The following is a 13,782-nucleotide window of genomic DNA, read 5'->3' on the forward strand; positions in this document are numbered from 1 at the left end:
GCTCGGCAACCTCTATCTGGTTCGACGGCGGCTGATGGCATGAGGACGAGTCCGTCCAAAGTGGCCTGCGACGCCACGCAGACGGCCCCGAAACCGCCAATCCTGGGACCTTCGGACGGGCCGCGGCGCCCCAGAACATTCAGCCGGACTTCTCGGCGAAGCCGAACGTGTTGATCAGATGTTCCTATAGTAAGCCAATCACAACGTCCTCTTACTGGAAGATGTCAAACCACCTGACCTATGACCGACTCAGATTGCTGACGGACACTAAGGTGGCCGGTGGGAAAGCTGATCTGGATAGCATCGCCAGTGCCATCCACAAATACGTAAATCAGCATGCGCTGAATATGCTCACGAACGTCACCTACAGTCAGGGGGGCGACGGCGGGCAACTCTGGGGCCTATTGCCGGGGGGAAGGACGAAGGGACAATGCGCGGAATTCTCCTATCTGATGGAGATGATGAACCGGCTCCTCGGAATTCCGGCATTGCAGAAACATATTCGCGCCGCGTCCACAGTGCAGGGGATCGAGAAACAACTGAGCTATGAAGGTCATACGCAATCAGGCGATGCGCGGTTCGAGACCCGCAGCTGTGCGCACCACGGAAAGGAACATCTGATGATGACCTTCGGATACACCCGGACCAGCGAAGCTCAGAAGGCCGAGGGATGGTATCGGTATGCGATCAATGAAGGTGAGGGCACCTGCGAGGTCAACGGAAAGCTATATGCCGGTGCGCTCGACACGGTCGGCGAAACCTCTGGAGGCAGGACCCCAGCACACAATATACTTCTGGCCTGTGAAAAGAATTATGCGCCCAACTATGCGCGCAGCAAGGCGACGGGGTTCACCAAGTTCGATCGCGACCGTTTTATGATCTGGGTGACGGCGACCGATTCCCAAGGGAACTACGGGGTCTGCGAGATTGATGAGGCCGACCAGATTAAGGCTGCCAAGGCAAAAGGTATCGTATTGGGGACGTCGCAGACGCCGCCTTTCCCTCCCGTCCCTCGGTGACGAATGCGCTCCGGCTCAGCAACGCGGCGTAGGATTTACGCGGGAACCAGGGTGGATTTGCCCGCATGACATGAGCTGACGAAACGGTCCGCAATGGGGAAACACTGAGTGCGTCCGCAGTCTGCAATCGATCGGCATCTGGAGGCCAACGTCATCCGACGAAGGCCATTGTCGGCGGCGTCGGACGGCTCTGTTGCACAAATCAGGGTGTGAACGGACGTCCCCTTTCCCGAGACATACCTATCCTACGGGCTCAGTTACGGGTATGCCGAGGGCCGTGTAGCGGTTGAGCACCGCGATCCGGACCTGCAGCTCAGCGACCTGCCGGTCGAAGTCCTTCGCCATGAGGCCTCGGCCGAGTAGTTTGAGCAGTTCGTCTTTGTCTCTGCGCGGCTCCGGCGGTGATATCCGGTCAGCTTTCGCCAGAGTGCCCGTCCGAGATATTTGCAGGCTCTCACAGCTTCGTTTCGCGCGATAGCGCCCGCTGTGGTTGGCTTCCAGGGTTGGGCATTTTTACGCGGAGGGATAATGGCGGCAGCTCCCCGAGCCGCGATCACATTGTGACATCTTCGAGTATCATAGGCGCCATCAGCGGTGACGGTGGCAATTTCCTGGTCGGGTGGGATCTGTTCCAGCAGGTCAGGCAGCATAGGTGCATCACCGACATTGCTGGTCGTGACGCCGACCGCGCGGATCTCCAGCGTTTCCTCGTCCATACCAAGGTGAAGCTTGCGCCACAGGCGTTTCTTGCTCCCGCCATGCTTGCGTGCGTTCCACTCCCCTTCGCCCTCGGCTTTGATCCCTGTCGCATCGATCAGAAGATGCAACGGTCCAGTTCCACCGCGGTAAGGGATGGAGACATTCAACGTCTTCTGTCGGCGGCACAGAGTGCTGAAGTCCGGGACTTTCCAGTCGAGCCCTGCCAGACGCAGCAGGCTTTCGACAAAACCGGTCGTCTGACGAAGGGGCATGCCAAAAAGCACCTTCATCGTCAGGCAAACCTGGATCGCCGCGTCGCTGAACTCAGGCTGACGCCCGCGCTTGCCTTTCCGACGCGCGTGCCAAGACATCTCAGGATCAAACCAGATCGATAGCGAACCGCGCTCCTTCAGCGCCGTGTTGTACGAAGGCCAGTTCCTGGTCTTGTACTTCGTAGGGGACCAACTGCTCATGCCTCCCAGCTATCATGCTGGATTCATGAGATGAATCCTTCAGACGATTTGTGCAACAAAGCCATTGCGCAGGCACAAGGCGGCGCGGTCGCTGTCGGACAGGTGTCGGATCGTGCTGCGATGCGCTGCCGGTTTGACCAGCAAGGAGATTGCCGCCGAGCTCGACCATTCAGAGCATACTGTCGGCAAGTGGCGACGGCGGTTTGCCGAGCACAGAATCGAAGGCCTCTCGGACGAATACCGTGCAGGCCGCCCACGAACGATTTCCGACGCACGGGTTGCCGACGTGATCAAGCGGACGCTGGAGACGACGCCAAAGGATGCGACCCATTGGTCGATCCGCTCGATGGCGGCGGAGACAGGACTGTCGCACACGACCGTTCGGCGCATCTGGAACGCCTTCGGCCTGCAGCCACATCGCGCCGAGACATTCAAGCTGTCAACCGATCCCCTGTTCGTGGACAAGGTGCAGGACGTAGTCGGTCTCTACATGTCCCCGCCTAACCGGGCTATCGTGTTGTGTGTAGACGAAAAATCCCAAATCCAAGCGCTCGATCGCGAGCAGCCCGTCCTGCCCATGAGCCCCGGGATGGCGGAACGGCGGACGCACACGTACATCCGCAACGGGACCACCTCGCTCTTTGCCGCGCTCGACATGGAGCGGACGGGACCGGGGGCGAACGTTCTCTGCTTCCCAACACGTTGAAACTATTTATACTTGTTCCTCCCGCGGACGTCGCGGGAGCAGAACAGAATCACAAGCACCGCATCTTCGACGCAAGGCAGCGTTTTGCGATTTTCGCTCGTTGCATCGGCTTGCCGCCAATAGTCATCGGTCGGTGCCCGATTCTTCAGGAGTTTGAGGGCCGTCGACGTTGCCGACTGCTCCCCGACACTGGTTTCCTTACGCCCCGAGAACGTCGCGGAACGAGCCCTCCACAGGCGGGTGGAAGACAAGCCGCAGGACGTATTTTGCCGATAGCGGTCGGCGCCTGTTCTGTGGAAGGACCAGCAGCAACCTTGCGAGAGGACAATACCACCGCGGCCCACAACGAAGACGCTCGGCGCGCCGTCGACGAATAGTCTTGCCTCGGTTGGAAGTTGGCGTCGATCAAGGCGGATAACGACCCGTGGCTGTAGCGTGAATCTAGATAGGTTATCGGCGAAGCGAGACCGAGTTGATCATCGAGGACCAGAGCCAAATCATTGCCTTCCTGTCGGATACCGACAGCCACGGCGGAGTCGGGCCGGTGGAGGTCATCCAGACCCACATTTCAGCGGTCTTTCTTGTTGGGCGTACGGCCTACAAACTGAAGAAGGCCGTGCATCTGCCTTACGTGGATTTCTCGACCGCCGGCATCCGGCTCGCCGGGTGCGAGAAGGAAGTCGCCCTGAACCGAGCCACCACGCCTGAACTCTACCACGGCGTGCGTAGGATCACACGCGAGCCCCGGGGACTTGCTTTCGATGGGGCTGGCGCGCTCGTCGACGCTGTGGTCGAAATGGAACGCTTTCCACAGGATGGCCTATTCGACGAACTGGCGTTGCGCGGCGAGCTGACCCGGCCACTTCTGGTTGAGCTTGTAGGAGCGATCGTCTCCGCCCATGCCGGCGCCCGTGTCATCCGGGGCGAGCGCGGCTCGGAGAACGTCGCCGCAGTTCTCGACATCAACCGCGCCGGTTTCGGCGAGAGCAAGGTGTTCGACGCGGCTGAGGTCGCCCGGATCGATGACGCCTTCAGAGAAGGGTTGAAACGTCACGCCCCGCTTCTCGACGCACGTGGGGAGGCTGGGGCAATCCGGCTGTGCCATGGCGACTTGCACCTGCGCAATGTGTGCCTGTTCCGGGGTCGGCCGACCCTGTTCGACTGTATCGATTTCAACGACCGGATAGCCACGGTCGACATTCTCTACGACCTCTCATACCTGGCCATGGACCTCTGGCACCGTGAGTTGCAGAGCGACGCGAATTTCGTGATCAATCGATACCTGGACATGGCGGGGCAGGAGGACGGTGTGCCGCTTCTTCCCTATTTCACAGCGCTTCGCGCGGCGGTGCGTGCGCATGTCACAGCGACCCAGGCCGCGGCCATGACGGGCGAGAGGGGCGAGACAGCTCGTGTGGCGGCACGGGCTTACTACGATCGTGCGCTCGACATCCTGACTCCACGCCCTGCCAGGCTCGTTGCCATCGGGGGGCTGAGCGGTAGCGGAAAATCCACCATTGCGGAGGCCCTGGCGCCATGGCTCGGCGCGCCGCCCGGTGCGCGCCTGTTGGAGAGCGATCACCTGCGCAAGGCCATGTTTAGGACGCGGCCGGAAGAGCGCCTGCCGGAGCAAGCTTATGCCAGCGGTGTCTCGGACACAGTCTACGCCGACCTTGCCGAGCGGACGCGCAGGCTGCTCGAGGCGGGCTGTACGGTTGTGACGGATGCGGTCTACGACCGTCCGGAGCGCCGGGCCGAGCTGGAGAAGGCCGCCGAGGCTGCAGGGGTACCCTTCGTCGGGATCTGGCTTGAGGCCGATCCGGCGCTTCTACGGCAAAGAGTCTCGATGCCACGCGACGGCGTCTCCGATGCCACAGTTGAGGTTCTGGAAGCCCAGTTGGCCCGTGATACCGGCCCCATTCGCTGGGCGCGAGTGCCGACCACCTGCCCCCTGTCGGAAGCGCTCTCCGCCATCAACGTTCTTCTCTCTGGTGGGCGGGTGTGAATCGGCTGCCGCTACATTCTAAGTGCGATTGAGGATCCGGTCGGCTTCCTGCGCGAGCTCGACAAGTGCGGGCGCGATCTCGACCGGAAAGCGCGCGCCGGCCGTCAGGCGCCGGAGCGGCTCCGGCAACCGTTCGAGACCGGCGGCGCTGGTTGCGCGTAGTCGCCGCGATAGCAAGGCGACGCTCAAGATCGGGGTTGCTGGGCGCGCGGGCGAGCTCAGTCTCCAGTTCCACGACCCTGGCGTCGGCATGCGCAGGCTCCCCGATGCGCGTGGCGCAAAAAAAACGATGGAATGGGCAATGCCATGTCCCTCGAGCAGAGTTTCGGCCCTCTGGTAGTCGAGCAGCAGTCGTGTGCCGCGCATGTCGTCTCGATTGAGAAACGTCATGTCTTCGTCCGCGCGCGCGTAGGTTAGGCTCGCCATGATTTCACGCACCAGATCCGGCGCGCGGTCGTCTTCGTGGCCAGGTTTGGGAGCGCACCAAGGAAGGTCCGCGGCTCGTTGCGTCGTGTGCGCCGGATGGGGCTTTCGGGTGGGATCGGAGCCGCGTCTATCCATGCAGAATCCTCAATTTTCTCATCAACCGGCTGGCGAATTCCCAAAGGCACGCTCGGAAACCTGAGCGGCAAGACCAACGCCGGAATTTGCCGACTATGAGCCGGGGGCCCTCGATCGGAGCACCACCCTGACGGGTCAGCTAGGACAATTCGACAATTTCGGCACTTGATGCGTTGCCCGTCGGATCACCAGAAACTCTCCTGCCATCATGTGGCCGTCCCCTAGTGCCCTGCGGTCATGGTAGCGTGTGACCGAAATGAACGACACGATTCAGATCAATCCCTAAGCCGAATCAGAACGCTTTTCAGACAACGACAAACAGCGGTGGGGCAACAGAGGGCGACAGACCCGCTCAACCGGATTCGCATGAACATGGCCGCAGTTTGATTTGCATCGTGTGAAATCCCGCACCAATCAGGTACCATATCCATTCAGATCGTTTTTCCGGAGTTCAGCACTTGGCGCCCGGAATTGCTACGCATGGAATGATTGTCGCGATCAGCGGGGCTGTGATCGACGTTGCCTTCTCCGAAGGCCGGCTTCCTGCCATCAACGACTCTCTCGAAATTGAGAGCGGCGATCGTCCACCGGTGCTGGTCGAAGTGCAAGCGCATCTCGACGAGCGGACGGTGCGCAGCATTGCCCTGCAATCGACGACCGGCCTTCGGCGAGGCGCAACTGTTCGGCGCAGGGGCGGCCCGCTTGAGGTGCCCGTGGGCGATGTGGTGCTCGGCAGGCTGCTCGATGTGGCCGGTGAGATCGGCGATGGTCGCGGGCCGCTTCCCAAGGACGCACCGAGCCGCCCGATCCACCGCGCGCCGCCGCCGTTCCGGGGCAAGGGCGCGGCATCGGAGCTCTTTCGAACCGGGATCAAGGTGATCGACCTCCTCGCGCCGCTCGCTCAGGGCGGCAAGGCGGCGATGTTCGGCGGCGCGGGCGTCGGCAAGACGGTTCTGGTGATGGAACTCATCCACGCGATGGTTGCGGGCTACCAGGGGATATCGGTCTTCGCCGGCGTCGGCGAGCGCTCGCGCGAGGGGCACGAGATGCTCCGCGACATGACCGGGGCCGGCGTGCTCGGCCGCACCGTGCTGATCTACGGTCAGATGAACGAGCCACCCGGAGCGCGCTGGCGGGTGCCCATGACGGCGCTTGCCATCGCCGAGTATTTCCGCGACGAGCAGCACAAGAACGTCCTTCTGCTCATGGACAATGTTTTCCGCTTCGTCCAGGCGGGCAGCGAGGTCTCAGGGCTGCTCGGTCGGCTGCCCTCCCGTGTCGGCTACCAGCCGACGCTCGCGACCGAGGTGGCGGAGCTGCAGGAGCGTATCGCTTCCGTCGGAGACACCTCCGTGACGGCCATCGAGGCCGTTTACGTTCCCGCCGACGACTTCACCGACCCGGCCGTGGTGACCATCGCGTCCCACGTCGATTCGATGGTCGTGCTTTCGCGCGCCATGGCGGCGGACGGGATCTATCCGGCGGTCGACCCGATCGCCTCCTCCTCGGTCCTGCTCGATCCTCTCGTCGTCGGCGAGGAGCATGTCGCGGTCGCCAATGCGGTGCGCAGCGCCATCGAGCATTATCGCGAGTTGCAGGACGTGATCTCGCTTCTCGGGATGGAAGAGCTCGGCCGCGCCGACCGCCAGATCGTCGAGCGCGCCCGAAGGCTGATGCGTTTCCTCACCCAGCCCTTTGCCGTCACGGAAGCGTTCACCGGCATGAAGGGGCGCAGCGTGCCTCTGGAAGGCACTATCGCCGGTTGCAAGGCGATCCTCGCGGGCGAAGCGGACGATTGGGACGAGGCCGCGCTCTACATGGTCGGCAGCTTCGAGGAGGCGCGCGCGAAAGAGGAGGCTGCCCGGGAACGGCAGGCGGCGACATGAGCGGTAGACTGCATCTCACCGTCACGACACCGATGACTGTCCTGGTGGACGAGCAAGCGGTCACCTCGGTGCGCGCGGAGGATACAAGCGGCGGATTCGGCATCCTGCCTGGCCATATCGACTTTCTCACCGCGCTGCCGGCCTCGGTGCTGCGCTGGCGCGGGGATGACGGCATCCTGCATTTCTGCGCACTCCGCGCCGGGCTCATGAACGTGTCCGGCGGCAACCGGGTGGCCGTTGCCTGCCGCGAGGGGATCCTCGGCGACGATCTCGCGGCGCTCGAGGCAGAGGTGGGAAGGCTTCGTACCGAAGAGGCCGATATCGACCGGCGGGCGCGCGTCGAACACATGCGGCTGCATGCCAGCGCCGTTCGGCAACTTATGCGCCACCTGCGGCCCGGCAGTCCCGGCGGTCTCGACCATCCGCCGCAGATCGCCCGTGGCAGGGACGGAGGCGGGAGATGACTGAGGACCGCACCAACAAGGACCATCTCGCAGAGGCCGCCCGCCGCACTGAGCGGCGCGAGCGGTTGAGCCTCGAAGAACCGGAGCCCTCGCTCGGCGCACGGCTCGGGCAGATCGGCATCCTCGGCTGGGCCATCGTCACGCCGATTCTGCTCGGGATCGTGCTGGGGCGGATGGCGGATCAGTATTTCGGGACCGGGATCGACCTCACCGCCGCGGCGATCTTTGTCGGCGCAATCATCGGCTTCCACGCCGCCTGGAAATGGATGCACAAGCAATGACACACTCGTTCGTCATTGCTGCTCTCGGCCTCGCGTTCGGTCTCGCCCTCGGGATCTTCCATTTCGCGACGCTCCGCCGCGTCACCGCGCTCTATCTCGGCGACGCTCCTGCCCGGGCGGTCACCCTCCAGATCCTGCGTCTCGCACTTCTCGCGTGCCTCATGGTGGCGCTCGCCCTTCTCGGGGCTCCCGCCCTCGTCACCGGCGCACTCGGCGTGGTGCTCGGTCGGGAAATCGTCCTTCGCCAGGCACGAAAGGACGAATAATGGACAGTCCTCTGACCCTTGAAACCCTGTTCAACATCGGCCCCGTCCCGATCTCGGCGCCGGTCGTGGTGAGCTGGGTCATCATCCTGGCGCTCGGGCTCTTCGCCTGGCTCGCAACCCGCCGACTGTCGCTCACACCGTCAAAAACCCAGACCGTGCTGGAACTCCTTGCCACGACCGTCGACGGCCAGATCCGCGACACGATGAACCGTGACCCGGCGCCGTTCCGGGCGCTCATTGGCACGATCTTCCTGTTCGTGCTGGTCGCGAACTGGACGTCGCTGATCCCGGCAGTCGAACCGCCTACCGCGCATCTTGAAACCGACGCAGCTCTGGCGCTCGTCGTCTTCGTCGCCACAATCGCCTACGGCATCGCCAATCGCGGGATCAAGGGCTACCTCGCAACCTTCGCCGAGCCGTCCTGGGTGATGATCCCGCTCAATCTCGTCGAGCAGATCACCCGCACTTTCTCGCTTATCGTCCGCCTGTTCGGAAATGTGATGAGCGGCGTCTTCGTCGTCGGCATCGTGCTCTCGCTCGCCGGCCTCTTCGTGCCGATCCCGCTGATGGCGCTCGATCTGCTGACCGGCGCGGTGCAGGCCTACATCTTTGCGGTGCTCGCCACCGTCTTCATCGGCGCGGCTGCCGGGGAAACCTCCGGCGACGCTCCCTCCGAAAAGGAGAACAAGCCCTCATGACCGATAACCTTGTCCCTATCGTCTCCATCCTCTCGGCAGCCCTTGCGGTGGGCTTCGGCGCCATCGGTCCCGCGCTTGGCGAAGGCCGCGCGGTGGCCGCTGCGATGGACGCCATCGCCCGCCAACCCGAGGCCGCCGGCACGCTCAGCCGCACGCTCTTCGTCGGCCTCGCGATGATCGAGACCATGGCCATCTACACGCTGGTGATCGCGCTCCTGGTGCTCTTCGCCAACCCGTTCGTGTGAGGCCGTGACGCCCATGACCATCGACTGGTGGACACTGGGTCTTCAGACCGTCAACCTGCTGATCCTGATATGGATCCTCGCGCGTTACCTGTTCAGGCCGGTTGCGAGAATCATCGCGGAGCGGCAGGCGGCGACGCATGCGGCCCTTGACGAGGCCCGCGCTGCACGAGAGGAGGCGGAGGCCGCCCGAGCCACCGCGAAGACCGAGACCGCTGAAATCGCCCGCATCCGGGCGGAGCTGCTTTCCCGGGCGCAGGAGGATGCCAAGCACGAGCGCGCGCATCTCCTGGAAACCGCACGCGCCGAGGCGGAGAAGGCCCGGGCCGAAACCCGTGCGGAACTCGCCCGGTTGCGCGAAGCCCAGAAGGAGATGGTGGCTGAGGAAGCCGGGGCGCTCGCGGCCGATATCGCCGGGCGGCTCGTCGGGCGGCTGCCGGACACGGTGAAGATCGATGGTTTCATGGATGGCCTCGTCGGGGCCGTATCCGAACTGCCCGAGGCCACGCGCACCGGCATCGGCGCCGCAGGCCCGGTATCCCTGCGTGCGGCCCGGGCGCTCACCGGCGACGAGCGGACCGTGCTCGAAACCCGCCTCGCGGACCTTCTCGGACGCACCGTGACGCTGGAGATCGAGGAGGCCCCGGAGCTCATCGCCGGGCTCGAACTCGACGCCCGGCACGCGATCGTCCGCAACCATTTCCGTGCCGATCTCGACCGGATCAAGTCGGAGCTTGCCAACCATGACTGATCGCCCGCTCGCCCCCGATTGGCTCGACAAAACCCGTGCGCGCGTGGCGGCCATTAGCCTCGCTCCGGAAGCGGAAACGGTGGGGCGGGTGGCGAAGCTGGCTGACGGAATCGCCCGGGTGACCGGCCTGCCGGATGCTCCGCTTGGTGCTCTCCTGCGTTTCGAACGCGGCCAGTACGGATTCGCACAATCGCTCGACCGCGACGCGATCGACGTGGTGATGCTCGAAGACGCCACCACCGTGGAAGCGGGAGACCGGGCGAGCGACACCGGCGAGGTGTTGCAGGTGCCAGTGGGGGACGCTCTTCTGGGCCGCGTCGTCGACCCGCTCGGCCGCCCGCTGGACGGGGGCCCTCCGATCGATGCGGCCGAGGCGCGCCCGGTCGAGCGCCCTGCGCCGACGATCATCGAACGCGATCTCGTCTCCGCTCCGGTGGAAACCGGCGTGCTCGTCATCGACAGCCTTTTCGCGCTCGGGCGCGGCCAGCGTGAGCTCATCGTCGGCGACCGTGCCTCCGGCAAGACCGCCCTCGCCGTCGACGCGATCATCAACCAGAAAACCTCCGACGTGATCTCCGTCTACGTCGCCATCGGCCAGCGGGCCACGGCGGTCGAGCGGGTGATCGCCGCGGTGCGCGAACGCGGCGACCCCGGACGCTGCATCTTCGTGGTCGGCGGTTCCGCCGATGCCCCGGGCCTGCAATGGATCGCCCCCTTCGCCGGCATGACCATGGCCGAGCATTTCCGCGACCGGGGCGGACACGCCCTGATCGTGCTCGACGATCTCACCCGTCACGCGGCCACCCATCGGGAACTGGCCTTGCTGACCCGCGAGCCGCCGGGGCGCGAAGCCTATCCCGGCGACGTCTTCTACCTCCACGCGCGCTTGCTGGAACGCGCGGCGAAGCTCGCGCCCGATCTTGGCGGCGGATCGCTCACCGCGCTCCCCATCGCCGAGACGGACGCCGGCAACCTCTCGGCCTACATCCCGACCAACCTCATCTCGATCACCGACGGCCAGATCGTTCTGAACAGCCACCTTTTTGCCGCCAACCAGCGGCCTGCGGTGGATGTGGGGCTCTCGGTCAGCCGCGTCGGCGGCAAGGCGCAGGCATCCGCCCTGCGCGCCGTCTCGGGGCGGGTGCGGCTCGATTACGCGCAGTTCCAGGAACTCGAGATGTTCACTCGTTTCGGCGGGATCTCCAACGCCCGGGTCACGGCGCAGATCGCCCGCGGCGAGCGGATCCGGGCGCTCCTCACCCAGCCGCGCTACGCGGGCCTGAGACTTGCCGACCAGGTGGCCCTGCTCGCAGCGCTGGCCGATGGGGCGCTCGATGTGCTGGACCCGCAGGCGATCCCGGACATGCGCCGGCGACTGCCGGGCTGGCTCGACGCGCACGCGCCCGCCGCGGTGGCCGCGGTGCAGGAGACCGGTACGCTCACCGACGAGACACGCCTGGCGCTCGTCGCCGCTGTCGCTGCCCTGGCGCAGGCAGGGGACGTGTCATGAGCGGCCGGCTCGCCGATGTCGAGGCCCGGATCGGCACGGTCCACAAGCTGGCCGCCGTGATCTCCGCCATGCGCGGCATCGCCGCCTCGAGGGCACGGGAGGCCCGGGGAGGCGTCATCGGCATTCGCACCTTCGCGGACACGATCGGCGCCGCGATCGCGCAATCCCTCGCCCTAGTGCCGGATACCGGACTGGCCGCATCGAGCGAGGGCGCCGGACGGATGGCCGTGGTGCTGCTTGCCGCCGAGCAGGGCTTCGCCGGCGCCTTCAGCGAGCGGGTGATCGACGCCGCAGCACCGCTCCTGGAAAACACGCACGATCTCCTGCTCGGCGGTGACCGCGGATTGCAGGTGGCGATGGAGCGTGACCTGGCCGTCGGCTGGTCCATACCGATGATCGCCCATCCCGGCCAGGCCGCGACGCTCGCAGCTCGGATCACCGAGGCGATCTATGCTCGTCTCGCGACGGGCGGTGTCACGCGCGTCACGATCGTCTACACCGTCCCGGCGGTCGCCACCGCCACCGAGGTCGTGGTCCGTCAGCTGGTGCCGTTCGACTATGCTCGCTTCCCGCTCCCGGCCCATGGCGTCGCTCCGCGCATCAACTTGAAACCGGAGGACCTTCTCGCCCGCCTTGCCGAAGAGTACGTTTTCTCGGAGGTGGCCGAGGCGGTGTTGCTCTCCTTCGCGGCCGAGAACGAGGCAAGGATGCGGGCCATGATCGCCGCGCATGACAACGTGAGCCAGTCTCTGTCCCACCTCGTTGCGCAGTCCCGGCGGTTGCGCCAGGAGGAGATCACCGACGAGATCACCGAACTTGCCACCGCCAGCTTGCCGGTGCGCCAATAGGGTGGTGTCATTTGTGGACGACCCCGGTTTTGCAAGGGATTTCTTGTGTGACTTTGGTCGAAGCAAGCTGCAGTCATTTGTCCGGCCTTTATGCGCGGCACCATTGACCGCTGGCCTTGATGAAGTCCGCGTGCCGGGTCCCGATCAGACCAGCGAGCTTCGAAGCCCTGACACCACCTCGGGGTGTCCCAGCAGCGGATCCATTTGATCATCATCACTCACATTCGCCCTTGCATCTCTTCGCGGCGATGTTTGCGCCGCGTGTCGTTACTTTGTTCAAATGACCGGTTCGGCCCTGTAGGTTTCTCCCTTCGCAAGCAGGGCCCATGCGGTTCGGGCGGTCTTGTTGGCGATAGCCACAGTGACGAGCCTCGTTGGTTTGCGTTCAAGAAGGGATCGGACCCAGGCCCCGGTTCGTGTGTGAGTGGTTTCAGCGCGCCGCGTCACCGATGTGGCACCCACGACCAGCAGGCGGCGGAGGTAGCCGTTGCCCATCTTCGAAACGCGTCCTAACCGGTCTTTGCCGCCGGATGAGTTCTGTCGCGGCACGAGCCCCAGCCAAGCTGCGAATTGCCGACCGGATTTGAAGACTGCCGGATCGGGAACGCTGGCGGCAAGCGCCGTGGCAGTGATGATGCCCACGCCCGGGATCGTTTCGAGCCGCTGGCTTGCTGCGTTCTGCCGGTGCCAGACCAGCAACTGTCGCTCGATGCTTCGGATCTCTTCGGCCAGGTGCTCGAGTTGCACCCCCAATGCCAGAAGTGCGCAACGGGCGATCGCCGGAAGGGTCAGATCATCCGGCTCTCGAAGGCGCCTGACCAGGGCGACAATCCTTGCGGGACCCTGGGCCGCGACGATCCCGAACTCCACAAGCTGCGCCCGGATCGCATTCAGGATCATCGTTCGCTGTCGCATCAGAAGATCGCGTGATCGATGCAGGACCAGGACGCTCTGCTGCTCTTCGGTCTTGGCGGGCACGAAGCGCATGTTCGGCCGCGTAACGGCCTCGCAGATCGCCTCGGCATCCGCCGCATCGTTTTTCTGCCGCTTTACATAGGGCTTCACGTATGCGGGCGGAATCAGCCGGACCTCATGGCCGAGCGCCGCGATCTCCCGAGCCCAGTAATGCGAGGTCGGGCAGGCTTCCATGCCGATCAGGCAGGGCTCAAGCTTGCCGAGAAAAACGAGCACCGCGCCCCGCCGCAGCTTCTTCTGCAAAAAAACAACGCCATCCGCATCCACCCCGTGAAGCTGAAACACAGACTTGGCCAGATCGATCCCGAGTGTTGTAATCTCCATGTGGTCGGCTCCTCTCCTTTGTTGGCTTTCACACAGTACCAACATGGCACAATGCGATGCCGTTCGGGTGGGGC

Annotated in this window: 13 protein-coding genes and 2 pseudogenes; 12 read left to right on the forward strand and 3 right to left on the reverse strand. The window is 64.4% G+C overall.

Features of this window, described 5'->3' with window-relative positions; translation table 11 throughout:
• Positions 1-221: 221 nt before the first annotated feature.
• Positions 222-1,019 (forward strand): transglutaminase domain-containing protein, encoded by a 798-nt coding sequence (locus tag EU800_RS21595; RefSeq protein ID WP_129635599.1) that lies wholly within the window; start codon positions 222-224, stop codon positions 1,017-1,019.
• Positions 1,020-1,259: 240 nt separating this feature from the next.
• Here the strand turns inward: EU800_RS21595 and EU800_RS21600 are convergent.
• Positions 1,260-2,191 (reverse strand): annotated as a pseudogene (locus EU800_RS21600) (IS5 family transposase).
• Between the two features lie 58 nt (positions 2,192-2,249).
• Between EU800_RS21600 and EU800_RS21605 the strand changes: the two are divergent.
• Together EU800_RS21605 and EU800_RS21610 are read left to right on the forward strand one after the other, a co-directional pair.
• Positions 2,250-2,849: pseudogene (locus EU800_RS21605) on the forward strand (IS630 family transposase); the annotation flags it as partial.
• A gap of 520 nt (positions 2,850-3,369) precedes the next feature.
• Positions 3,370-4,902: a bifunctional aminoglycoside phosphotransferase/ATP-binding protein gene (locus tag EU800_RS21610; protein ID WP_129635600.1), complete on the forward strand. Its 1,533-nt coding sequence runs from the start codon at positions 3,370-3,372 to the stop codon at positions 4,900-4,902.
• 18 nt (positions 4,903-4,920) lie between these two features.
• Here the strand turns inward: EU800_RS21610 and EU800_RS21615 are convergent, their stop codons facing one another.
• Positions 4,921-5,463: a hypothetical protein gene (locus tag EU800_RS21615; protein ID WP_129635601.1), complete on the reverse strand. Its 543-nt coding sequence runs from the start codon at positions 5,461-5,463 to the stop codon at positions 4,921-4,923.
• A 485-nt stretch (positions 5,464-5,948) separates the two neighbouring features.
• On the opposite strand from EU800_RS21615, the gene atpD reads away from it, so the two are divergent.
• From atpD to EU800_RS21660, 9 genes are read left to right on the forward strand one after another with little or no spacing between them, the layout of a single operon-like run.
• Entirely contained in the window at positions 5,949-7,349 is a 1,401-nt protein-coding gene (atpD, locus tag EU800_RS21620) for a F0F1 ATP synthase subunit beta (RefSeq protein ID WP_129635602.1), read from the forward strand.
• Positions 7,346-7,813: a F0F1 ATP synthase subunit epsilon gene (locus EU800_RS21625; RefSeq protein ID WP_129635603.1), complete on the forward strand. Its 468-nt coding sequence runs from the start codon at positions 7,346-7,348 to the stop codon at positions 7,811-7,813. The genes atpD and EU800_RS21625 overlap by 4 nt, the downstream gene beginning before the upstream one ends.
• On the forward strand, positions 7,810-8,094 hold the full coding sequence (locus EU800_RS21630; protein ID WP_129635604.1) for an AtpZ/AtpI family protein: 285 nt from the start codon (positions 7,810-7,812) through the stop codon (positions 8,092-8,094). Before EU800_RS21625 ends, EU800_RS21630 begins: the two co-directional genes overlap by 4 nt.
• A complete protein-coding gene (locus tag EU800_RS21635) occupies positions 8,091-8,360 on the forward strand; it encodes an ATP synthase subunit I (RefSeq protein WP_165354791.1) in 270 nt (89 codons plus the stop codon). Before EU800_RS21630 ends, EU800_RS21635 begins: the two co-directional genes overlap by 4 nt.
• The gene (locus EU800_RS21640) at positions 8,357-9,058 is read left to right on the forward strand and encodes a F0F1 ATP synthase subunit A (RefSeq protein WP_207209964.1); all 702 of its coding nucleotides are present in this window, start codon (positions 8,357-8,359) and stop codon (positions 9,056-9,058) included. The genes EU800_RS21635 and EU800_RS21640 overlap by 4 nt, the downstream gene beginning before the upstream one ends.
• Positions 9,055-9,303: a F0F1 ATP synthase subunit C gene (locus EU800_RS21645; protein ID WP_129635607.1), complete on the forward strand. Its 249-nt coding sequence runs from the start codon at positions 9,055-9,057 to the stop codon at positions 9,301-9,303. Before EU800_RS21640 ends, EU800_RS21645 begins: the two co-directional genes overlap by 4 nt.
• Before the next feature lie 13 nt (positions 9,304-9,316).
• A complete protein-coding gene (locus EU800_RS21650) occupies positions 9,317-10,051 on the forward strand; it encodes a F0F1 ATP synthase subunit delta (RefSeq protein WP_129635608.1) in 735 nt (244 codons plus the stop codon).
• Entirely contained in the window at positions 10,044-11,561 is a 1,518-nt protein-coding gene (locus tag EU800_RS21655; protein WP_129635609.1) for a F0F1 ATP synthase subunit alpha, read from the forward strand. Before EU800_RS21650 ends, EU800_RS21655 begins: the two co-directional genes overlap by 8 nt.
• Positions 11,558-12,409, forward strand: a complete 852-nt coding sequence (locus EU800_RS21660; RefSeq protein WP_129635610.1) for a F0F1 ATP synthase subunit gamma — start codon at positions 11,558-11,560, stop codon at positions 12,407-12,409. The genes EU800_RS21655 and EU800_RS21660 overlap by 4 nt, the downstream gene beginning before the upstream one ends.
• Before the next feature lie 276 nt (positions 12,410-12,685).
• On the opposite strand, the gene EU800_RS21665 is transcribed toward EU800_RS21660, so the two are convergent.
• Positions 12,686-13,708 carry an IS110 family transposase gene (locus EU800_RS21665; protein WP_129635611.1) on the reverse strand — a complete coding sequence of 341 codons (1,023 nt, stop codon included), beginning with the start codon at positions 13,706-13,708 and terminating at the stop codon, positions 12,686-12,688.
• Positions 13,709-13,782: the final 74 nt, after the last annotated feature.

Origin of the sequence: Tropicimonas sp. IMCC6043, from assembly GCF_004146235.1 — a bacterium.
GTDB lineage: Bacteria > Pseudomonadota > Alphaproteobacteria > Rhodobacterales > Rhodobacteraceae > Tropicimonas.